This window comes from Lonepinella sp. MS14436, assembly GCF_042470565.1.
GTDB lineage: Bacteria > Pseudomonadota > Gammaproteobacteria > Enterobacterales > Pasteurellaceae > Lonepinella.
Genome location: NZ_CP170385.1, coordinates 1,542,783 through 1,565,406, shown reverse-complemented (window position 1 = coordinate 1,565,406; position 22,624 = coordinate 1,542,783). Strand labels below are relative to the sequence as shown.

16 protein-coding genes are annotated in these 22,624 nt (G+C 38.8%); 12 read left to right on the top strand and 4 right to left on the bottom strand.

Annotated features, from left to right (window positions below; translation table 11 throughout):
• Nucleotides 1-2 precede the first annotated feature (2 nt).
• From pheT to O1Q81_RS07565, 6 genes are all read left to right on the top strand, one after another.
• Nucleotides 3-2,393: a phenylalanine--tRNA ligase subunit beta gene (gene pheT, locus O1Q81_RS07590; protein WP_386696885.1), complete on the top strand. Its 2,391-nt coding sequence runs from the start codon at nucleotides 3-5 to the stop codon at nucleotides 2,391-2,393.
• A 2-nt stretch (nucleotides 2,394-2,395) separates the two neighbouring features.
• Complete coding sequence (locus tag O1Q81_RS07585; RefSeq protein ID WP_386686524.1) at nucleotides 2,396-2,692, top strand: integration host factor subunit alpha; 297 nt, start codon at nucleotides 2,396-2,398, stop codon at nucleotides 2,690-2,692.
• Nucleotides 2,693-2,761: 69 nt separating this feature from the next.
• The gene (locus tag O1Q81_RS07580; protein WP_386696883.1) at nucleotides 2,762-3,259 is read left to right on the top strand and encodes a C40 family peptidase; all 498 of its coding nucleotides are present in this window, start codon (nucleotides 2,762-2,764) and stop codon (nucleotides 3,257-3,259) included.
• A 71-nt stretch (nucleotides 3,260-3,330) separates the two neighbouring features.
• Nucleotides 3,331-5,946 (top strand): aminopeptidase N, encoded by a 2,616-nt coding sequence (pepN, locus tag O1Q81_RS07575; RefSeq protein ID WP_386698627.1) that lies wholly within the window; start codon nucleotides 3,331-3,333, stop codon nucleotides 5,944-5,946.
• A 63-nt stretch (nucleotides 5,947-6,009) separates the two neighbouring features.
• Nucleotides 6,010-7,032, top strand: coding sequence for a quinone-dependent dihydroorotate dehydrogenase (gene pyrD, locus O1Q81_RS07570; protein WP_386696881.1), 1,023 nt, complete (start codon nucleotides 6,010-6,012; stop codon nucleotides 7,030-7,032).
• A 56-nt stretch (nucleotides 7,033-7,088) separates the two neighbouring features.
• Nucleotides 7,089-7,928 carry a PHP domain-containing protein gene (locus O1Q81_RS07565; protein ID WP_386696879.1) on the top strand — a complete coding sequence of 280 codons (840 nt, stop codon included), beginning with the start codon at nucleotides 7,089-7,091 and terminating at the stop codon, nucleotides 7,926-7,928.
• A gap of 2 nt (nucleotides 7,929-7,930) precedes the next feature.
• On the opposite strand, the gene O1Q81_RS07560 is transcribed toward O1Q81_RS07565, so the two are convergent.
• On the bottom strand, nucleotides 7,931-8,827 hold the full coding sequence (locus O1Q81_RS07560) for a LysR family transcriptional regulator (RefSeq protein WP_386694117.1): 897 nt from the start codon (nucleotides 8,825-8,827) through the stop codon (nucleotides 7,931-7,933).
• A 99-nt stretch (nucleotides 8,828-8,926) separates the two neighbouring features.
• Between O1Q81_RS07560 and topA the strand changes: the two genes are divergently transcribed.
• The 6 genes from topA (at nucleotide 8,927) to pntB (ending at nucleotide 17,564) form a co-directional block, all read left to right on the top strand.
• Entirely contained in the window at nucleotides 8,927-11,533 is a 2,607-nt protein-coding gene (gene topA / locus O1Q81_RS07555) for a type I DNA topoisomerase (RefSeq protein WP_386696877.1), read from the top strand.
• 256 nt (nucleotides 11,534-11,789) lie between these two features.
• Nucleotides 11,790-12,230, top strand: a complete 441-nt coding sequence (yfbV, locus tag O1Q81_RS07550; RefSeq protein ID WP_386686507.1) for a terminus macrodomain insulation protein YfbV — start codon at nucleotides 11,790-11,792, stop codon at nucleotides 12,228-12,230.
• A gap of 78 nt (nucleotides 12,231-12,308) precedes the next feature.
• Nucleotides 12,309-12,812 (top strand): CvpA family protein, encoded by a 504-nt coding sequence (locus O1Q81_RS07545; RefSeq protein WP_386696876.1) that lies wholly within the window; start codon nucleotides 12,309-12,311, stop codon nucleotides 12,810-12,812.
• 13 nt (nucleotides 12,813-12,825) lie between these two features.
• On the top strand, nucleotides 12,826-14,337 hold the full coding sequence (purF, locus tag O1Q81_RS07540) for an amidophosphoribosyltransferase (RefSeq protein WP_386686503.1): 1,512 nt from the start codon (nucleotides 12,826-12,828) through the stop codon (nucleotides 14,335-14,337).
• Between the two features lie 234 nt (nucleotides 14,338-14,571).
• Nucleotides 14,572-16,101, top strand: a complete 1,530-nt coding sequence (pntA, locus tag O1Q81_RS07535) for a Re/Si-specific NAD(P)(+) transhydrogenase subunit alpha (RefSeq protein WP_386686500.1) — start codon at nucleotides 14,572-14,574, stop codon at nucleotides 16,099-16,101.
• A gap of 11 nt (nucleotides 16,102-16,112) precedes the next feature.
• Entirely contained in the window at nucleotides 16,113-17,564 is a 1,452-nt protein-coding gene (pntB, locus tag O1Q81_RS07530; RefSeq protein WP_386686497.1) for a Re/Si-specific NAD(P)(+) transhydrogenase subunit beta, read from the top strand.
• A gap of 174 nt (nucleotides 17,565-17,738) precedes the next feature.
• Here pntB and pgsA read toward each other — a convergent pair whose 3' ends face one another.
• From pgsA to parE, 3 genes are all read right to left on the bottom strand, one after another.
• Entirely contained in the window at nucleotides 17,739-18,299 is a 561-nt protein-coding gene (gene pgsA, locus O1Q81_RS07525) for a CDP-diacylglycerol--glycerol-3-phosphate 3-phosphatidyltransferase (protein WP_386696874.1), read from the bottom strand.
• A gap of 100 nt (nucleotides 18,300-18,399) precedes the next feature.
• Nucleotides 18,400-20,649: a DNA topoisomerase IV subunit A gene (gene parC / locus O1Q81_RS07520; RefSeq protein WP_386696872.1), complete on the bottom strand. Its 2,250-nt coding sequence runs from the start codon at nucleotides 20,647-20,649 to the stop codon at nucleotides 18,400-18,402.
• Between the two features lie 12 nt (nucleotides 20,650-20,661).
• The gene (gene parE / locus O1Q81_RS07515; protein ID WP_386694106.1) at nucleotides 20,662-22,611 is read right to left on the bottom strand and encodes a DNA topoisomerase IV subunit B; all 1,950 of its coding nucleotides are present in this window, start codon (nucleotides 22,609-22,611) and stop codon (nucleotides 20,662-20,664) included.
• Between the last annotated feature and the right edge of the window lie 13 nt (nucleotides 22,612-22,624).

Sequence of the window (22,624 nt, the reverse complement as noted above, 5' to 3'; positions counted from 1 at the left end):
AGATGAAATTTAGTGAACAATGGGTTCGTGAGTGGGTTAATCCTGCCATTACAACCGAACAATTATGCGATCAAATAACCATGCTTGGGTTAGAAGTGGACGGTGTAGAAGCGGTTGCTGGAGAATTTTCTGGTGTGGTTGTGGGTGAAGTGGTGGAATGTACTCAACATCCAGATGCGGACAAACTACGTGTGACCAAAGTCAATGTTGGCGGTGAGGCTTTATTGGATATCGTATGCGGTGCGCCAAATTGTCGTCAAGGATTAAAAGTCGCTTGTGCGACAGTAGGGGCGGTTTTACCAGGTGATTTTAAAATTAAGAAAGCTAAATTACGAGGGCAGCCATCAGAAGGTATGCTATGTTCATTTCGTGAGCTTGGTATTTCAGATGATCATAGTGGTATTATTGAGTTACCTAGTGATGCACCGATTGGCACCGATTTACGTGAGTATTTACAATTAAATGATCAAGCTATTGAAATTAGCTTAACTCCGAATCGTGCGGATTGTTTAAGTATCGCAGGGATTGCTCGTGAATTAGGGGTAGTTAATAAACAAGCAGTAAAAGCACCGCACTTTGATACGGTATCAGTAACGATTAGTGATAAAGTAGAGATTAAAGTTTCTGCTCCAGAAGCTTGCCCTCGTTATTTATTACGTGTGGTGAAAAACGTCAATGTTAAGGCAGCAACCCCGATGTGGCTGAAAGAAAAGTTACGCCGTTGTGATATTCGTTCTATCGATCCTATTGTGGATATTACAAACTATATCTTACTTGAGTTTGGACAGCCTATGCACGCTTTTGATGCAGAAAAAGTGACGCAACCTTTTGATGTCCGTATGGCAAAAGATGGAGAGCAATTAGTCCTATTAGATGGCACAACAGCAACATTACAAAGTAATACGTTGGTCATTGCAGATCAAAAAGGACCATTAGCGATGGCTGGTATTTTTGGTGGTCAAGCCAGTGGTGTTGATGCGGAAAAAACTAAAGATGTGATTTTAGAGGCGGCTTTCTTTAATCCATTAGCGATTATTGGTCGTGCTAGACAATATGGTTTACATACTGACAGTTCACACCGTTTTGAACGAGGTGTGGATTTTGAATTACAACGTAAAGCCATGGAAAGAGCAACAGCCTTGTTATTAGAAATCTGTGGTGGTCAAGCTGGCGAAATTTGTGAAGTCGCTAGTGAGCAATATTTGCCTAAAGTGAAACAAGTACAATTACATCGTGAAAAATTAGATAGCTTATTAGGTCATTATATTGATAACGAAACTGTAACAGATATTTTCCAACGTCTAGGCTTTGCTGTGAGTTTTGCCAATGATATTTGGACGGTAACATCGACAAGTTGGCGTTTTGATATTGAAATTGAAGAAGATTTAGTGGAAGAAGTGGCACGCATTTACGGCTATAACGAAATCCCTAATAATTCGCCGTTAGCACATTTAAAAATGCGTGAACACCGAGAAGCGGATGTTGATGTATCCAGTTTAAAAACCGCATTGGTTGGCAATGATTTCTATGAAGCCATTACTTATAGCTTTGTCGATCCAAAAATTCAGCAGTTGTTACATCCAGATCAACCTGCGTTAATTTTACCTAACCCGATTTCAAGTGAAATGTCGGTAATGCGTGTATCTTTGCTAACAGGCTTACTTGGTGCAGTGTTGTATAACCAAAACCGTCAACAAAATCGAATTCGTTTATTTGAGTTAGGATTACGTTTTATTCCAGATGAAAAAGCTGAATTTGGGGTTCGTCAAGAACGAGTGTTTAGTGCGGTAATGACAGGGACTCGTTTAAATGAACATTGGGCTGGTAAAACCGAACAAGCAGATTTCTTTGATTTAAAAGGTTATCTTGAAAATCTTTTATCCTTGACTGCATTTGCAAATGACGTTAAATTTATAGCGAAAGCCTTTGCTGCATTCCACCCAGGGCAATCTGCTTCAATTGTATTGAATGGGGAAGAAATTGGCTTTATTGGGCAAATTCATCCGAATATTGCACAAAAAATTGGTTTGAATGGTAAAGTTTTTGCTTGTGAAATTTTAGTGGATAAAATTGCACAACGTAAGGTAGCTGTGGCAAAAGAGATTTCCAGATTCCCAGCTAACCGCCGTGATTTAGCTTTAGTCGTGGGAAATGATGTTTCTGCTAGTGATGTATTGGATGTATGTCGTGCCGTGGCTGGTGAAAAATTAACGGGCATAAATTTATTTGATGTTTACCAAGGTCAAGGTGTGCCAGAAGGGTATAAAAGCCTAGCAATTAGCTTAATCATTCAAGACACTGAAAAAACTTTGGAAGAAGAAGATATTAATGCGGTAATTTCTGTTGTATTATCCGAATTAAAACAACGTTTTAATGCTTATTTGAGAGACTAATTATGACATTAACTAAAATTGAAATTGCAGAAAATCTCATTGAAAAATGTGGATTAGCCAAACCAGAAGCGAAAGAGCTTGTGGAAGGTTTTTTTGAACAAATTCGAGTTTTCTTAGAAAAAGGCGAGGATGTAAAATTATCTGGTTTTGGTAATTTTGAACTGCGTGATAAATCCACTCGACCAGGTCGTAATCCGAAAACAGGAGAAAGTGTTCCTGTTTCCGCTCGCCGAGTTGTGGTGTTCCGTCCAGGTCAGAAATTACGAGCTCGAGTAGAAAAAGCAAAACCAAAAGGTTAATCGAAATTATTGAAAAGCTATTCATTCGGTTGATGAATAGCTTTTATGCGATATTATAAAGGAAGATCGATGACTTTTTATCAGCGATTGGGTTATTTGTTGTTATTGATACCATTATTTTTGATGGGCTGTTCTTCATCATCTGATAAAGGCGATTATGTTGGCATTAATTATCAAGGTCAATTAAATGATCCTATAATGGTGATCACCTTATTAAGTGAGCAACAACGTGAATGGGCTGGTGTTCCTTATTTATTAGGGGGTAATACTCGTTCAGGGGTGGATTGTTCTGGTTTTACCCGTACTACATTTAAGGATCGTTTTAATATCCAGCTCCCAAGAACCACAACTGAACAATCTCGTTATGGTAAACAAGTCCCTCGTTCGCAAATTCAAACGGGAGATTTAGTATTCTTTAAAACAGGACGAGGACCGAATGGTTATCACGTAGGGATTTATGTCAAAGATGATAAATTTTTACATGCCTCAACTAAAGGTGGGGTGATTTATTCTTCATTAAATAGCCCTTATTGGAACAAAGTCTTTTGGCAAATTCGCCGAATTTAATCCCAGAAGACGGTAAGTTACGCAAATTTACCATATTAATTATATAATCTTTATATTTGCCTTATTTGGATATTCTTATGCAAGCTAAATACAGAAAAAATTATCGTACACCAGACTTTACTATTACGCACATTTCTCTTGATTTTCAACTCGATCCAACGCATACCGTAGTAAAAGCAATTACTCAAGTCAAGCGCTTAAATCCAGAAGCCACGAGTTTACGTTTAGATGGGAATAGTTTTCAATTTGCATCTATCAAATTAAATGGGGTAGATTTTACTGCGTATCAACAAGATAAAGATAGCCTGACATTAAATTTAGCAGAAGAACAAAGTGCGGATCAATTTGAATTAGAAATTGTTACTTATCTTGTGCCAGCGGAGAATACTTCATTACAAGGGTTATATCAATCGGGTGATGGCATTTGTACGCAATGTGAAGCTGAAGGATTTCGTCAAATTACTTATATGCTTGATCGTCCAGATGTATTGGCTCGTTACGATGTCACAATTACTGCGGATAAAAGCAAATATCCATATTTATTATCCAATGGTAACCGTTTAGCTCAAGGGGATTTAGATGACGGTCGCCACTGGGTGCAATGGCAAGATCCATTCCCTAAACCGTGTTACTTATTCGCCTTAGTGGCAGGGGATTTTGATTTATTACAAGATAACTTTGTGACCAAAAGCGGTCGTAATGTGCTGTTAGAATTATATGTGGATCGAGGCAATTTAAATCGAGCGGATTGGGCGATGCAAAGCCTGAAAAAAGCCATGAAATGGGACGAAGATCGTTTTGGCTTAGAATATGATTTAGATATTTATATGATTGTTGCGGTGGACTTCTTTAATATGGGAGCAATGGAAAATAAAGGCTTGAATATATTTAACTCGAAATTTGTGTTAGCCAATCCACAAACTGCCACAGATACCGATTATTTAGATGTAGAACGTGTAATCGCTCACGAATATTTCCACAACTGGACTGGTAATCGTGTGACCTGTCGAGATTGGTTCCAGTTGAGTTTAAAAGAAGGCTTAACGGTTTTCCGTGATCAAGAATTTTCGTCTGATACGGGTTCACGAGCAGTGAATCGAATTAATAATGTACAATTTTTACGCACACATCAATTTGCCGAAGATGCAAGCCCAATGTCGCATCCAATTCGCCCTGAAAAAGTCTTAGAAATGAATAATTTCTATACTGTAACGGTGTATGAAAAAGGGGCAGAAGTGATCCGAATGATGCACACCTTACTGGGTGAAAAACGTTTCCAAAAAGGTATGCAGCTTTATATTGCAGAAAATGATGGTAAAGCAGTTACTTGCGAAGATTTTGTTTCTGCCATGGAACGTGCCTCAGGCGTGGACTTAACACAATTCCGCCGTTGGTATAGTCAATCAGGTACTCCTGAATTAACCATCACCGATAGCTATGATGAGAAAAAACATAGCTATAAATTAATCGTGTCACAAATGACACCACCAACTGCCGATCAAATGAGTAAAGTGAACCTGCATATTCCATTAAAAATTGCTCTGTATAATCAAAAAGGCATACCATTTACTTTATTGAAAAATGGTGAATTAGTGGATGAAGTATTAAATATTACTGAAAACGATCAAGTGTTTGAATTTCATGATATTACCAGTCGCCCTGTGCCAGCGTTATTATGCGATTTTTCTGCACCAGTGAAATTAGATTATGACTATACAGCTGAACAATTAATGACGTTATTGAAATTTGCTCAAAACGAATTTGTGCGTTGGGATTCAGTGCAAATGTTATTTAGCTTTGAATTACGTCGTTTATTAGAACAGTATAAAAATGCTCAACCACTAGAATTTTCTCCACAAATTTTAACCGCACTTTCTCAGGTATTGGCAAATTATCAAAGTAATATTGAATTAACCACGTTAATACTCACCTTACCAAAAGAAACAGAATTTGCTGAACAATTTAAGGTAATTGATCCTGAGGGGATCGCTATTGTGCGTGATTTTATGCAGCGTACCTTGGCAGAAAGCCTCAAAACACAGTGGCTTGACACCTATAATCAAATTTCTTTGGACGATTATCAAGTGAATACCCAAGATATTGCAAAACGTGGTTTACGCAATCTGTGTCTGCACTATCTAGCCTTTACAGAATTGGGTAATACAATGGTGAATAAGCATTATTTGTATGCGAACAATATGACGGATTGCCTTGCAGCGTTAAATTCTGCTTGTAAAGCTCAATTAATTTGTCGAGATAATTTAATGACTGATTTTGAACAAAAATGGCACCAAGATGGGTTAGTGATGGATAAATGGTTTGCTTTGCAAGCCACCAGACCTGATGAAAATGTACTATTAAATGTACAGCAATTAATGGATCATCCAAGTTTTAACTTTAATAATCCAAACCGCTTGCGTGCATTAGTTGGTAGCTTTATTAACCAAAATCCAAGAGCATTTCATGCGGTAGATGGCTCGGGTTATCGTTTCTTAACGGAAATCTTGATTAGTTTGAATAAAAGTAATCCGCAAGTCGGTGCACGTTTAATTGAACCGTTAATTCGTTTTAGACGTTATGATAGTCAACGTCAACAATTAATGAAACGAGCGTTACAACGTTTATTTGAAGTGGAAAATCTTTCTCGAGATTTATATGAGAAAATTGAAAAAGCGTTGAATAGCTAAAATGATTTTATAGGGGGTAGAATGTGATCTACCCCTATTATTTATAAAATGAGAAATTGTATTATGTTTTACCCACTTATCCGCAAAGTCCTATTTTGTTTACAACCTGAAACGGCACATGATTTCACTATCTCAACTTTGCATTTAGCTGGAAAGCCCATATTGAATGGCGTCGTTAAAAATCTGCTAGCTTGTCCACAAGGTACAGAAAAAAATGTCATGGGCATCAAATTTAAAAATCCGATTGGGTTAGCCGCTGGAGTCGATAAAGATGGTGAAGCCATTGACGGCTTTGCAGCTTTGGGTTTTGGTTTTATTGAAGTTGGAACTGTCACACCGTTGGCACAAGATGGTAATGCAAAACCACGTCAATTTCGTTTAGTTGAAGCGGAAGGAATTATTAATCGTAACGGTTTTAATAATAAAGGCATTGATCATTTAATCGAAAATGTAAAAAAATCCCAGTTTAATGGGGTATTAGGGATTAATATCGGTAAAAATAAAATCACACCACTTGAAAAAGGCAAAGATGATTATATTTTTTGCTTAAATAAAGCCTATAATTATGCGGATTATATTACGGTTAATATTTCATCACCGAATACGCCTGATTTACGTCAATTACAATATGGTGATGCGTTAGATGATCTATTACAAAGCATTAAAGCTAGACAACTGATTCTATCTGAACAGTATAATAAATATGTGCCTGTTGTGGTGAAAATTGCACCTGATTTAACTGAAAATGAATTAGTGCAAATTGCTGATACCTTACGCCGTCATAAGATGGATGGTGTAATTGCCACTAACACTACCATTGCTCGAGATAATGTCACAGGATTAAAGCATTCACAAGAAATTGGTGGATTAAGTGGTAAACCATTACAACATAAAAGCACAGCAATTATTCGCCGTTTACAGCAAGAATTACAAGGTGAAATACCGATCATTGGGAGCGGAGGTATTGATTCAATTCAGAATGCACAGCAAAAAATAGCAGCGGGAGCGAGTTTATTGCAACTCTATTCTGGCTTAGTTTATCATGGACCGAAATTGGTCAAGGATTTGGTTCAAGCAATAAAATAATATCATGGGAAAGTGCGGTAAAATTTGACCGCACTTTTCTCTTTAAAGAGAGAATAATGAGCGAAATTTACGATTTACATTGTCATAGCACCGCATCAGACGGTGTATTAAGTCCAACAGAGCTAGTACAACGAGCCGTTGAAAAAGGTGTGAATGTGTTAGCGATATGTGATCATGATAGTATTGCAGGGTTAGATGAAGCCAGAGCGGAAAGCCATAAGCAAGGCATTCAGTTGATTAATGGGGTAGAAATTTCGACTATTTGGACTGGGCAAGGTGGCAATCGGGGAGTTCATATTGTGGGGTTAGATTTTGATCAAAATTCATCAGAAATGACCGCACTTTTAGCTCAACAAGCAGAATTACGTTTACAACGTGCCATACAAATTGGTGAAAAACTTGAGTTGCTTGGTATTGCTGATGCCTATCAAGGTGCAAAAGCGTTAGCCAGTGGAGAAGTCACACGAGCGCATTATGCTAGATTCTTGGTGCAGATAGGTAAAGTATCAAACGATACGCAGGCTTTTAAGCGTTATCTGTCGGCAGGTAAACCTGCTTATGTAAAAGCCGATTGGGTCGATATTGCTACTGCGATTAAGGTGATTCATCAAGCTGGTGGATTAGCGGTGTTGGCTCATCCATTGCGTTATAATATGACGAATAGTTGGATTAAAAAATTGGTGATGGATTTCGCTCAATGGCAAGGTGATGGGATTGAAGTGGCAGGTTGCGGACAATTACCAAACCAACGTCAATTAGTGGCACGTTGGGCAGTAGAATACAATTTATTGGCATCTGTCGGATCAGATTTTCATTTTCCTTGTTCTTGGATTGAGTTAGGCAAATCCCTAACTTTACCAGATAATGTTATGCCAATTTGGGCAAAATTTGCTTAAATTTAGCGGTGTTTACCTAAATCTAAACTTTGTAAAAAATTAATAAAAGCCTTGACCTTAGCACTTAAATATCGGCGGTGTGGATAGATCGCATGTAAATCTATCGTTTGTTGTTTGTAATCGGTTAGTAATTCCACTAATTTTCCTGAGGTTAAATCTTGTTCAATCAGAAAATAGGGTTGATTAATAATGCCTACCCCAGCTTTTGCCATTTCAACTAAGGTTAAGCCGTTATTAGAAACCAGTTTTGAGTGCATTTTAATCCGCTGAATCTTACCGTCACAATGAGTGAATTCCCAGTAAATTTGATTACCAGAGGCTTTATATAATAAACAATCATGATGTTGCAGATCTGTTGGGGTTTTGGGTTTGCCATGTTTTGCAATATAATCTGGTGATGCAACAAAGTGCATTGTGGTGGTGGCAAGTTTTTTCGCAACTAAAGAACTGTCTTGTAAGTTACCGATGCGTAAAGCAACATCATAGCCCTCGGACATTAAATCAACACGGCGATCGCTAAAATCTATTTCAATATGCAAGTTGGGATTAGCTTTAGCAAATTCGGCTAAATTAGGGCTGATAAAACGTAAACCAAAATCCATTGGCACGGAAACTAACAAATTTCCTTGTAGTGAAGAAGATAAATCACTAATACTGGCATCAGCTTCATTTAATTCAGCCAATATAGGCTGACAATGTTGGTAATAGACTAACCCAGCTTCAGTGGGAGAGATTTTTCGAGTAGTGCGGTGTAATAATCTCGTTTGTAAGTGTTCTTCAAGTTGAGCCACTAATTTACTTGCCATGGCAACGGAAATATTTTCCAGTTGTGCAGTTTGAGTAAAACTTTGGGTTTCAATCACCTTACAAAAGACGGAAATTGCATTTAGTTTATCCATTTAACATCCTTTTGAAAAAAAATTGTTGACCTAATAACCATTCCTTAGGCAATATAAAAAAAGATTTTACACAAAATATAAAAAATTAGGTATTTAAATATGAGTAAATCGTTAGTTATTGTGGAATCGCCAGCCAAAGCGAAAACTATTAATAAATATTTGGGTAGTAACTATGTGGTAAAATCCAGTGTTGGACATATCCGTGATTTGCCCATGGCAGGGACGAGTACAGGCGAAAAAGCAAAACCGATTTCGACAAAAGGATTAAGTGCTGAAGAAAAAGCGAGTGTTAAGGCTGAAAAAGAACAAACCGCTTTAGTTAAACGTATGGGGATTGACCCTTATCATGGTTGGAAAGCGAATTATCAGATTTTACCAGGTAAGGAAAAAGTGGTAGCAGAATTAAAATCTCTCGCCAAAAAAGCGGATCACATTTATCTCGCTACCGACTTAGATAGAGAGGGAGAGGCGATTGCGTGGCATTTACGTGAAGTTATTGGGGGGAATGATGAACGTTTTAGTCGAGTGGTATTTAATGAGATTACCAAGAATGCGATTAAACAAGCCTTTGAGAAGCCAGAACATTTAAATTTAGACCGAGTAAATGCTCAACAAACACGTCGCTTTTTAGATCGTGTAGTAGGCTTTATGGTATCACCATTGCTTTGGAAAAAAGTAGCACGTGGTTTATCTGCGGGTCGTGTCCAATCAGTCGCGGTGAAATTATTAGTAGAACGTGAACGAGAGATCAAGGCATTTTTGCCTGAGGAATTTTGGCAAGTTGCCGTGGATACACAAACGGCAAAAAAACAAAAAATTCGTTTAGATGTCACCGCACTTAAAGATAAAAAATTTGAACCGAAAAATGAGCAGCAAGCACAAAGTGCGGTGGATTTTTTACAAAAATCTGAATTTATTGTATCTGATTTAGAAACCAAACCGACTACATCAAAAGCACGACCGCCATTTATTACTTCCACGTTACAACAATCAGCCAGTACCAGACTGAATTTTAGCGTCAAAAAAACCATGATGTTGGCACAACGCTTGTATGAAGCAGGTTACATTACTTATATGCGTACTGATAGCACGAATTTAAGCCAAGATGCGTTAAATATGGTGCGTCATTATATTGAAAATCAGTTTGGCGAAAATTATTTACCAAGCAAGCCGAATTTCTATTCAAGTAAAGATAATGCTCAAGAAGCACACGAAGCAATTCGCCCCTCTGATGTAAATGTATTAGCCACTCATTTATCAGGTATGGAAAAAGATGCTGAACGTTTATATGATTTAATTTGGCGACAATTTGTGGCTTGTCAAATGCCACAAGCTCAATATGACAGCACTACATTAACCGTAACGGCGGGGGATTATGAATTAAAGGCAAAAGGGCGAATTTTACGTTTTGATGGTTGGACAAAGGTTTTACCACAATTAGCTAAATCACCAGAGGATCAAGAATTACCAGCGGTGAATGTGCAAGATAAGCTTAAATTAAACGAGGTGTTACCAAGTCAGCATTTTACTAAACCACCAGCTCGTTTTACGGAAGCGTCTTTAGTGAAAGAGTTAGAAAAACGAGGTATTGGTCGTCCTTCCACTTATGCCACGATTATTTCTACTATTCAAGAGCGTGGCTATGTTCGTACCGAGAACCGCCGTTTTTATGCCGAAAAAATGGGGGAAATTGTTACCGATCGTTTAAATCAATCTTTCAGTGAATTGATGAATTATGATTTCACAGCAAATATGGAAGATGTATTAGATCAAATTGCGAGTGGTAACAAAAACTGGAAAACAGAGTTAAATCAATTCTTTAAAGATTTCTCTGAACAATTAAGCACGGCGGAATTAAATGAGCTTGAGGGGGGAATGAAACCGAATAGCTTAGTGGAAACGGATATTGTTTGTCCAACCTGTGGGCGTAAAATGGCAATTCGTACCGCAAGTACGGGGGTATTTTTAGGTTGTACTGGTTATGCTTTATCACCAAAAGAACGTTGTAAAACCACCGTGAATTTAATTCCAGAAGCTGAATTATTAAACGTGTTAGATAGCGAAAGTGAAGCTAAAGCCTTGATTGCTCGTAAACGTTGTCCGAAATGTGATTCCGCAATGGATAGTTATTTAATTGATCCGCAGCGTAAATTACATATTTGTGGTAACAACCCAAATTGTGATGGTTATATTATTGAGCAGGGTAGTTTCAAAATCAAAGGCTACGATGGTCCAGTAGTTGAATGCGACAAATGTGGTGCAGATATGCACTTAAAATTAGGTCGTTTTGGTAAATATATGGCTTGTACCCAATGTGATAACACCCGAAAAATTCTAAAAAATGGCGATGTGGCTCCACCGAAAGAAGAACCTACTCATTTCCCTGAATTGAAATGTGAAAAATCTGATGCTTATTTTGTATTGCGTGATGGTGCAAGTGGGGTATTTATGTCAGCACATAATTTCCCGAAATCTCGTGAAACAAGAGCACCAAAGGTCGCCGAATTAGCCTTATATCGTGATCGTTTACCCGACAAGTTGAAATATTTAGCAGATGCACCAGCGAAAGATCCAGATGGCAATGATGCGATTGTGCGGTTTAGTCGTAAGGAAAAACGCCAATATGTGACATCGGAAGTAAATGGGAAGCAGACTAAATGGATTGTTGATTTTGATGGTAAGCATTGGGTTGAGCGGAAAAAATAAAATAATACTCTAACAAAATGGGGTCCCCATGTTTGCCGCCTGAAAATAGTTTAATTTGTAGGGAAATGCGTCTGTTTGAGCGAAGCGAGTTCAGCCATTTTCCGTTAAGCAAATTAAACTATTTTCAGGAAACAAGGCAAAGTTGGGGCGTGTTTTCTTTTTGCTTACTTTTTCTTTACACGAGTAAAGAAAAAGTAAGTCGCCATCGGCGAAACCCGATTTAAAAACAACAAAAGATTGTAATAAAAAGAAAAAAATGACATTATTCAAAACACTACAACAAGGTCAAACCTACCAAAAAACTTGGATTCTCCACCCAAAACTCAACCAAATATTCCCCGAAAACCGCATTATTAAAGCCACTAAATTTGCTCAAACCCTAATGCCTTTTATCGCTGTGTTCGCTATCGTCTGGCAACAATTTTTCGTGCCACATAGCCACGTTGGGTTAGCGGCAGCCGTGCTAACGGCATTATTTGCCCTTTGCATACCGTTACAAGGTTTATATTGGCTAGGCAAACGTTCCCAAACAACATTGCCTAAGCAAACCGCGGTGAAATTTCAGCAAATTTCTGAACAGCTTGAGAAAAAAGGGATAGCCTTACCATTACCGAAAAATCCTACTTATCAAGATTTAGCCTTTTTATTAAACAAAGCCAATCAACATTTATCCGATGAGTTCTGGCAAGATCTCTAAATATTAAAGCAATCGTTTTCTTTTCGATGATTTTTCGGTAGAATAGCCAGCGTTATTTTTCCTATTCTTGAGATGATTATGTCGGTTATTGATTATATTATTATTGGTATTATTGTATTTTCCGTGATTGTGAGTTTATTGCGTGGATTTGTTCGAGAAGTCCTTTCTTTAGCCAGTTGGATTATTGCATTTATCGTAGCCAGTCAATTTTATCCTTATTTAGCCAATTTATTAACCCAAATTGAATCTGAATATATCCGTAATGGCGTGGCTATTGGCGTGTTATTTGTGTTAACGTTAATTGTCGGAGGCATTGTAAATTATGTCATTTCCCAGCTAGTGGATAAAACAGGCTTATCTGGCACTGATAGAGTATTGGGAGCTTGTTTCGGTTTTTTACGGGGTGTGTTAATTGTTGCGGCTTTATTGTTTTTTGTGGATACGTTTACCAACTTTGAGCAAAGTGAAGCATGGAAATCTTCCCAATTAATACCGCACTTTGGTTTTGTGGTGGAATGGTTTTTCCAACAATTACAGGCAAATTCCAGTTTTTTAAATTCAACCTTAACTTCAGTTAAATAAAAGGATCCTAACAATGTGTGGTATAGTCGGTATTGTTTCTCACAGTCTTGTTAATCAGTCAATTTATGATGCGTTGATGGTGTTACAGCACCGAGGGCAAGATGCGACAGGGATTGTGACTGTCGATGATGAAAACTGTTTCCGTCTGCGTAAAGCGAATGGCTTAGTGAGTGATGTATTTCAACAAATACACATGCAACGTTTGCAGGGAAATTCAGGCATAGGGCATGTGCGTTATCCAACCGCAGGTAGTTCCAATGTATCTGAAGCTCAACCCTTTTATGTAAATTCTCCGTATGGTTTAGCCTTAGTCCATAATGGTAATCTGACAAATTCTGATGAACTGAAAGAGAAACTATATAAATTAGCTCGCCGTCATGTTAATACCAACTCTGATTCTGAAGCCCTACTAAATATTCTTGCCTACCACATTGATCAAATTGATAAAGAAATCCTTGCACCACAAGATGTGTTTGCTGCCATTCGAGCAACCAATAAAGATATTCGAGGGGCTTATGCCTGTGTCGCCATGATTATTGGGCACGGCTTAGTAGCATTTCGTGATCCGAATGGGATTCGTCCATTGGTTCTAGGCAAACGTGAAGAAAATGGCAAATTGGAATATATGTTTGCTTCTGAAACCGTGGCATTGGATACAGTAGGTTTTGAGTTTGTACGTGATGTTAAACCGGGTGAAGCAATTTATGTGACCTTTGAGGGGGAACTGTATTCTGATATTTGTGCGGAACATACCAAGCTCACGCCTTGTATTTTTGAATATGTGTATTTTGCTCGTCCTGATAGTACCATTGACGGGGTTTCTGTGTATGCGGCACGGGTACACATGGGAGAGCGTTTAGGGCAAAAAATAGCACGTGAATGGAAAGATGTGGATATTGATGTCGTGATTCCTGTACCTGAAACCTCTAATGATATTGCTTTGCGAATTGCTCATGTTTTAAATAAGCCTTATCGTCAAGGCTTTGTTAAGAATCGTTATGTGGGGCGTACTTTTATTATGCCAGGGCAGACCCAACGAGTCAGTGCAGTTCGCCGTAAATTAAATACGATTTCGGCAGAATTTAAAGGTAAAAATGTGCTTTTAGTCGATGATTCTATTGTGCGAGGCACGACTTCTGAACAAATTGTTGATATGGCTCGTTCCGCTGGGGCTAATAAAATTTATTTTGCCTCCGCTGCACCAGAAATTCGTTATCCAAATGTCTATGGTATTGATATGCCAACTAAGAATGAATTGATTGCGTATGGGCGTAATGTCGATGAAATTGCAACATTAATTGGGGTTGATCGGTTAATTTTCCAAGATCTTGAAGCACTACAAATTTCGGTTCAGCAAGAAAATCCAAGTATTCGAGAATTTGATGCCTCGGTTTTTACTGGTAGATATATTACAGGTGATATTACACCTGAATATTTAGATAAGATCGCCGAAAAACGCAATGATAAAGCGAAAACAAAACGTGAGAAAGATGCGGCGAATTTAGAAATCCATAACGAACGCTAATCTAAAAAATAATGAAAAAAATACCGCACTTTGTTAAAAATAATGCAAAGTGCGGTATTTTTTAGACAAAAATTTAGATCTATTAAATTAATTGATTTTTACCGCTAAAAATCCTTTTTAATTTTTCCTTATTTAGGGTAGAGTTAGTGCAGTTTGACTTTTTGTCATATTGACGGGTTGGATAATCCTTGATTATCCATTTTATTTGTAATCAACCGATTTGAAGGAAACATTATGTTGATTGGTGTACCTAGAGAACTGCTTGATAATGAAAGTCGTGTGGCGGCAACGCCAAAGACGGTTCAGCAAATTCAGAAACTCGGCTTTGATGTGATCGTAGAACACGATGCAGGTTTTAAAGCCAGTTTTGAAGATCAAGCCTTTATAGATGTTGGGGCAAAAGTTGGATCTGCTCAAGATGTTTGGAATGCGGATTTAATTTTTAAAGTAAATGCTCCGACTGATGCTGAAATTGCTTTAATTAAACAAGGGGCAACCTTAGTAAGTTTTATTTGGCCAGCCCAAAATCCTGAATTAATGCAAAAATTATCTGAAAAGAAAATTAATGTATTAGCCATGGATTCTGTACCTCGTATTTCACGAGCTCAAGCTTTAGATGCGTTATCATCTATGGCTAATATTTCTGGTTATCGTGCAGTTATCGAAGCGGCTAATTCTTTTGGCAGTTTCTTTACTGGGCAAATTACTGCTGCGGGTAAAGTACCACCAGCTAAAGTCTTAGTTATCGGTGCAGGTGTTGCAGGTCTTGCTGCTATCGGTGCAGCCAATAGTCTTGGTGCGATTGTACGTGCTTTTGATAGTCGTCCAGAAGTAAAAGAGCAAGTTAAATCAATGGGTGCAGACTTCTTAGAAATTGATTTTGAAGAAGAAGGTGGTTCTGGTGACGGTTATGCGAAAGTGATGTCAGAAGAATTTAACCGTCGTGCGATGGAACTTTACGCCGCTCAAGCCAAAGAAGTCGATATTATTATTACGACAGCGGCTATTCCAGGCAAACCAGCACCACGTTTGATTACTAAACAAATGGTCGATTCCATGAAACCAGGTTCGGTGATTGTGGATTTAGCCGCAGCGACTGGCGGTAACTGCGAATACACTAAAGCAGGCGAAATTTTTGTTACCGATAATCAAGTGAAAGTGATTGGTTATACCGACTTCCCAGCTCGTTTACCAACCCAATCCTCCCAACTTTATGGTACTAACTTAGTTAATTTATTGAAATTATTAGCACCAAATAAAGATGGTCAAATTGATATTAATTTTGAAGATGTGGTATTGCGTGGTGTGACCGTGATTCGTGATGGCGAAATTACTTGGCCAGCACCACCAATTCAAGTGTCTGCTCAACCGCAAAAACAAGCGGCAGCCCCTGTTGCGAAAAAAGAAGCGAAACCAGCGGATCCACGAGTTAAATACGGCGTAATGGCGGCGGTAGTTTGCTTATTCTTATGGTTAGCGTCTGTGACACCTACCGCATTCTTATCGCACTTCACGGTATTCGTATTAGCCTGTGTAGTGGGTTATTATGTAGTTTGGAACGTCAGCCACGCATTGCATACCCCATTAATGGCGGTGACTAATGCAATTTCAGGTATTATTATTGTCGGGGCAGTATTGCAAATTGCACAAGGAAGTTTCTTTGTCAGCATATTAGCATTTATTGCCATTTTGGTTGCAAGCATCAATATTTTCGGGGGATTCAAAGTCACCCAACGTATGCTTGCCATGTTTAGAAAAGGTTAAGGAGTACGACAATGTCATTAGGTTTAGTACAAGCGGCATATATTGTGTCGGCATTACTTTTCATTATGAGCTTGGCTGGTCTTTCTAAACATGAAACAGCAAAAGCAGGGTGTTGGTACGGCATCGTTGGTATGACGATTGCTTTAGTGGCAACGATTTTCGGACCCGCTACAGAAGGTCAATTCTGGATCATTATTGCTATGATTATCGGTGCAATTCTGGGTATTCATCGTGCATTAAAAGTGGAAATGACAGAAATGCCAGAATTAGTCGCAATGCTGCATAGTTTTGTGGGTTTAGCGGCAGTTTTAGTCGGCTTTAATAGTTTTGGTTTGCATATTCAGCCAGAATTTGTGGCACCAGAAGGCATGACATTTACCAGCCCAGAAGCCCTAGAAACGGCAAAAGCAGCATTCTTAGCAGAACAAGAAGTCCTTGCTAATATTCATAATGTGGAAGTCTTTTTAGGTATCTTTATTGGTGCTGTAACATTCACTGGTTCTATTGTGGCATTTGGTAAATTACGTGGCATTATTAATTCTAAAGCCTTAATGTTACCACATCGTCATAAATTAAATTTAGCGGCTCTTGTGGTATCAGCCTTATTAATGGTGTCATTCTTAAATTCGCCTGAAAGCATTTTCCCAGTGTTATTAATGACAGCGATTGCTCTTGCATTCGGTTGGCATTTAGTGGCATCTATCGGTGGTGCAGATATGCCAGTGGTTGTGTCAATGTTGAACTCTTATTCAGGTTGGGCAGCAGCGGCAGCAGGCTTTATGTTGAACAACGACTTATTAATCGTCACTGGTGCGTTGGTAGGTTCGTCTGGTGCAATCCTTTCTTATATTATGTGTAAAGCCATGAACCGCTCATTTATTAGTGTTATTGCTGGTGGTTTTGGTAATGACGTAGTGGCAAGTTCTGATGAAGAACAAGGTGAGCATCGTGAAACGACCGCAGAAGAAGTGGCAGAATTATTGAAAAATGCGAGTTCTGTGATTATCACCCCAGGATATGGCATGGCAGTCGCTCAAGCACAATATCCAGTGGCAGATATTACGGCAAAATTACGTGAACGTGGTATTAACGTACGTTTCGGTATTCACCCTGTGGCTGGACGTTTACCAGGTCACATGAACGTATTATTAGCGGAAGCCAAAGTGCCTTATGATGTAGTATTGGAAATGGACGAAATTAACGAAGATTTCCCAGATACAGACGTGGTATTAGTGATTGGTGCAAATGATACAGTTAACCCTGCTGCATTAGACGATCCAAATAGCCCGATTGCAGGCATGCCAGTATTGGAAGTGTGGAAAGCCCAAAACGTAATTGTGTTCAAACGCTCTATGGCGGTCGGTTACGCAGGCGTACAAAATCCATTGTTCTTTAAAGAAAATACCCAAATGTTGTTTGGTGATGCGAAAGAACGTGTGGAAGATATTTTGAAAGCACTATAATTTTGCTGTAAAAATATTTGCAATATAACCGCATTTTAGGATTAAAGTGCGGTTATTTTTTGGGAAATTTTCTCATTATGGAATATGTGGGAAATATCCTTTTAAATAGGCATTATCTCGTTATTGTTGGACGTATTTGCTATTAAGACTATGGTTTAATATAGTGATGAGGAATTATTCATCACTATGATTTCGTAATAATGGCTCTTTAGCTGCATTTAAATATTGCAACATTGACCAAATAGTCAAAATTGCAGCGACATAAAGCAGAGCAATAGCAGCATATTCCATTAATTCGTTATAACGCCATAGTAATCCGCCAAGTGATAGCATTTGAGAGGTAGTTTTAACTTTGCCAATCCAAGAAACAGCTACTTTGGCACGGCTACCGACTTCAGCCATCCATTCGCGTAAGGCGGAAACAATGATTTCTCTTGAGATGACCACAATGGCAGGAATCGTGATCCAGAAAGCGTGGTAATATTCTACAATCAAAATCAAAGCAGCAGAAACAATTACTTTATCTGCGACTGGGTCTAAGAATGCACCGAAACGAGTCGTTTGTTTCCATTTTCGAGCTAAATAGCCGTCAAATAAATCAGTGATAGAGGCAATAAAAAAGATTACAGTGGTAACAATATTTGTCCAGTGTGCGGGTAAATAGAACGCAATGACAAAAAATGGAATCAATATGACTCGGAAAATCGTTAGTATTGTTGGAAAATTCAGTTTCATAAGTTGAAAACGTAAAATAGAGTGATATGTTATTTTAAAACATATTCGCTTGTTTTCAAAATAGAAATAGGAGAAATTTTCTCCTATTTTTGATTTTATATTATTCTACGGGTTCAATGACTTCAATTTCCACACCACTATGTAAGCCTCGCGGTAAACTTGAACCTTTTCGACCTCGTTCTGCACGGAATTTTTGTAAATCTTCTGGTTTAAGGGTGATTTTCCGTTTACCTGAATGGAATACAAGGCTGGCTTGTTCGGAAATTAACAGTAATTTTATTAGGCTGTCTTTACCTGCTTTTAGATCCGCTGAAGATATGGTGACAATTTTATTGCCTTTTCCTTTTGCTAATTGTGGTAAATCAGCGACAGGGAAAATTAACATTCGTCCAGCTTGCGTTAATGCGACTAAAAGTGCGGTGTTTTTTGGCAAAATTTTGGTTGGTAACACATTGGCATTTTCAGGTAAGCTAATCACAGCTTTGCCTGCTTTATTACGTGCCACCAAGTCTTCAAATTGACAAATGAAACCATAACCAGCACTGGAAGACATTAACAAAGCCTGATCATTATTTTCAATTAACACTTGTACTACATTCGCCCCTGTCGGTAACGCTAGTTTACCAGTGAGTGGTTCACCTTGTGAGCGAGCGGACGGTAAACTCAATGGATCAAGTGCATAACTGCGTCCCGTGCTATCAATAAATACCGCTGGTTGGTTGCTCTTACCTTGAGCATGGTCAAGATATTTATCACCTGCTTTATAGTTTAACCCTGTCACATCAATCTCGTGACCTTTGGCACAACGGACCCATCCCATTTCAGAGAGAATCACTGTTACTGCTTCGGCTGGTAACATTTCAGTTTCTGAAATAGCTTTAGCTTCTGCTCGTTCAATTAATGGAGAACGGCGTGGGCTGGCGTAAGTTTTTGCATCTTGTTGAATTTCTTTTTTGATTAAGCTATTTAAACGGCGTTCAGAACTAAGTAAGGTTTCTAACTGTGAACGTTCTTCTTCAAGTTTATTTTGCTCCGCTTGCAATTCCTGTTCTTCTAATTTGGCTAAATGGCGTAAACGTAAATTTAAAATGGCTTCTGCTTGTTCATCTGTTAAATTAAAGCGAGTCATTAATTCTGCTTTTGGTTCATCTTCATGGCGGATAATTTCAATCACTTCGTCAATATTTAAGTAAGCAATCATCAAGCCTTCTAAAATATGTAAACGAGCCAATATTTTATCCAAACGATGATGCAAACGGCGAGTAACCGTAGTACGGCGGAATTGTAACCATTCAGTCAATATTGTGACTAAGCCTTTCACGGCGGGTTTGTGATCCAGCCCGATCATATTCATATTGACTCGATAAGATCTCTCCAAATCAGTGGTCGCAAATAAATGAGCCATTACCGCATCAACATCAACACGATTAGAGCGTGGCACTAATACGATTCGCACTGGATTATCTTGATCCGCTTCATCACGCATATCTTCCAACATAGGCAATTTTTTGCTATTCATTTGTTCGGCAATTTGAGCCTGAATTTTAGTGGGCGAGGATTGATGTGGAACAGCCGTAATAATAATTTCACCATCTTCTTTTGTCCATGCTGCACGCATTTTAATTGAACCACGCCCTTGTTCATAAATCTTGCGAATATCTGCTTTTGGGGTAATAATTTCTGCCTCGGTCGGGAAGTCTGGACCTTGCACAATGCTTAATAAATCATCTAGTGTTGCTTTAGGATTATCTAATAACATGACACAAGCATCGGCAATTTCATTGATATTATGTGGTGGAATATCCGTTGCCATACCGACAGCGATCCCTGTTGTACCGTTTAGTAAAATATGCGGTAGGCGAGCAGGCAAATATTGTGGTTCTTGCAGGGTGCCATCAAAATTCGGTTGATAATCTACCGTACCTTGTCCTAATTCACCGAGCAACATTTCTGAGATTTTGGATAAACGAGATTCCGTATAACGCATGGCGGCAAAGGATTTTGGATCATCGGCTGCACCCCAGTTTCCTTGCCCATCGACTAAAGGATAGCGGTAAGAAAAGGGTTGTGCCATTAATACCATGGCTTCATAACAGGCACTGTCGCCATGTGGGTGGAATTTACCCAACACGTCTCCCACGGTGCGAGCAGATTTTTTATATTTTGCACTGGCGTTTAAGCCGAGTTCAGACATGGAATAAATAATACGGCGTTGTACAGGTTTTAGACCGTCCCCAATAAAAGGTAAGGCACGATCCATAATGACATACATGGAATAATTTAAATAGGCACTTTCAGTGAAAGTCCGCAGTGGCATTTGTTCAATGCCCTCGTAGTTAATTTCGCTCATATTTCTTGTTTCTTAAACTGATAAATCTACTTGATCGCCTTTGGTTTGTAACCAGTTTTTGCGATCATCTGCTCGTTTTTTATTGAGTAACATATCCATTAATTCAAACGTATCATTGGGTAAAATTTCGCTAGTTTTACTCACAATTTCTTGAGAATTTTGCACCGCACTTTCGCTTTCATCTTGGTAGGTTAACTGTACCAAGCGGCGAGTATTCGGATCCATGGTGGTTTCTCGTAATTGGCTTGGATTCATTTCCCCTAACCCTTTGAACCGCTGAACATTTAATTGCCCTCGTTTTCCTTTAAGCCTATCTAAAATACCGTCTTTTTCGCTTTCATCAAGGGCATAATAAACTTCTTTACCTAAGTCGATGCGATATAGCGGAGGCATTGCCACGAAAACATGACCTTTTTCGACTAACTTTGGAAAATGACGTAAGAATAAAGCACAGAGTAGAGTAGCAATATGCAAACCATCACTATCCGCATCAGCCAAAATACATACTTTGCCATAGCGTAGTTGAGTTAAGTCATCACTATCAGGATCGATCCCTAGTGCTACCGCAATATTATGCACTTCTTCTGAGCCTAACACCTGATCTGATGCCACTTCCCAAGTATTTAAAATTTTCCCTCGCAATGGCAAAATTGCTTGATAATCCCGATTACGAGCTTGTTTGGCTGAACCGCCAGCAGAATCACCCTCCACTAAAAACAATTCTGTGTGATCTAAGTCCTGTTGTGAGCAATCTGCTAATTTTCCTGGTAGAGCAGGTCCTGAAGTAAGTTTCTTACGTACTACTTTTTTGGCTGCATTTAATCGTTTTTGTGCCGAACTAATTGCCATTTCCGCCAACGCTTTGGCTTGTTCAACATTATTATTTAACCAAAGGCTAAAGGCATCTTTCACCACACCGCCGATAAACACCGCACTTTGACGAGAAGAAAGCCGTTCTTTGGTTTGTCCTGAAAATTGAGGATCGTGCATTTTAAGCGACAGTACATACGCACAACGATCCCACAAATCATCAGCGGTAAGTTTGATATTACGTGGTAATAGATTGTGAAATTCACAGAATTCACGCATTGCATCAAGCAAGCCTTGACGCAAGCCATTGACATGGGTGCCACCTAGAACAGTAGGAATTAAATTCACGTAGCTTTCACTCAGTAATTCGCCACCTTCGGGCAGCCATAATAATGCCCAAGAAACCGCTTCGGAATTGCCTTTAAATTCACCAACAAACGGCATTTCAGGCAGGGTAGTAAGACCATTGACGGCTTCGCTTAAATAATCAGATAAACCATCTTGATAAAGCCAACTATCTTCGGTGCCATTGACTTCATCGATAAATTTAATTTCAAGCCCTGAGCAAAGTACTGCTTTGGCTCGTAATAAATGACGTAAGCGAGATACGGAAAATTTATCACTATCAAAATATTTGGGATTCGGTTTAAAATGTACCGTTGTACCTGTATTTCGCCGACCACAACTACCAACTACTTCAAGTTCTTTGACTTTTTCGCCGTTCTCAAATGCAATATGATGTACTTCGCCGTTGCGTTTAATGGTGACATCAACTCGTTCGGAAAGGGCATTCACTACAGAAATGCCAACACCGTGCAAACCGCCTGAGAATTCATAATTTTTATTGGAAAATTTACCGCCAGCGTGTAATTTGGTCAAAATGACTTCGACACCTGACATTTTTTCGGTAGGGTGCATATCCACAGGCATACCCCGACCGTTATCGGTGACTTCAAGGGATTGATCTTTGTGTAAAATCACTTCAATTTTGTTGGCATAACCCGCTAGGGCTTCGTCCACACTGTTGTCAATGACTTCTTGCCCTAAATGGTTAGGGCGAGTGGTATCGGTGTACATACCAGGGCGAACCTGTACAGGCTCCAGCCCTTTAAGGACTTGAATGTTAATAGAATCGTATTGTTTTTCGGTCATATTGTTATCTTTA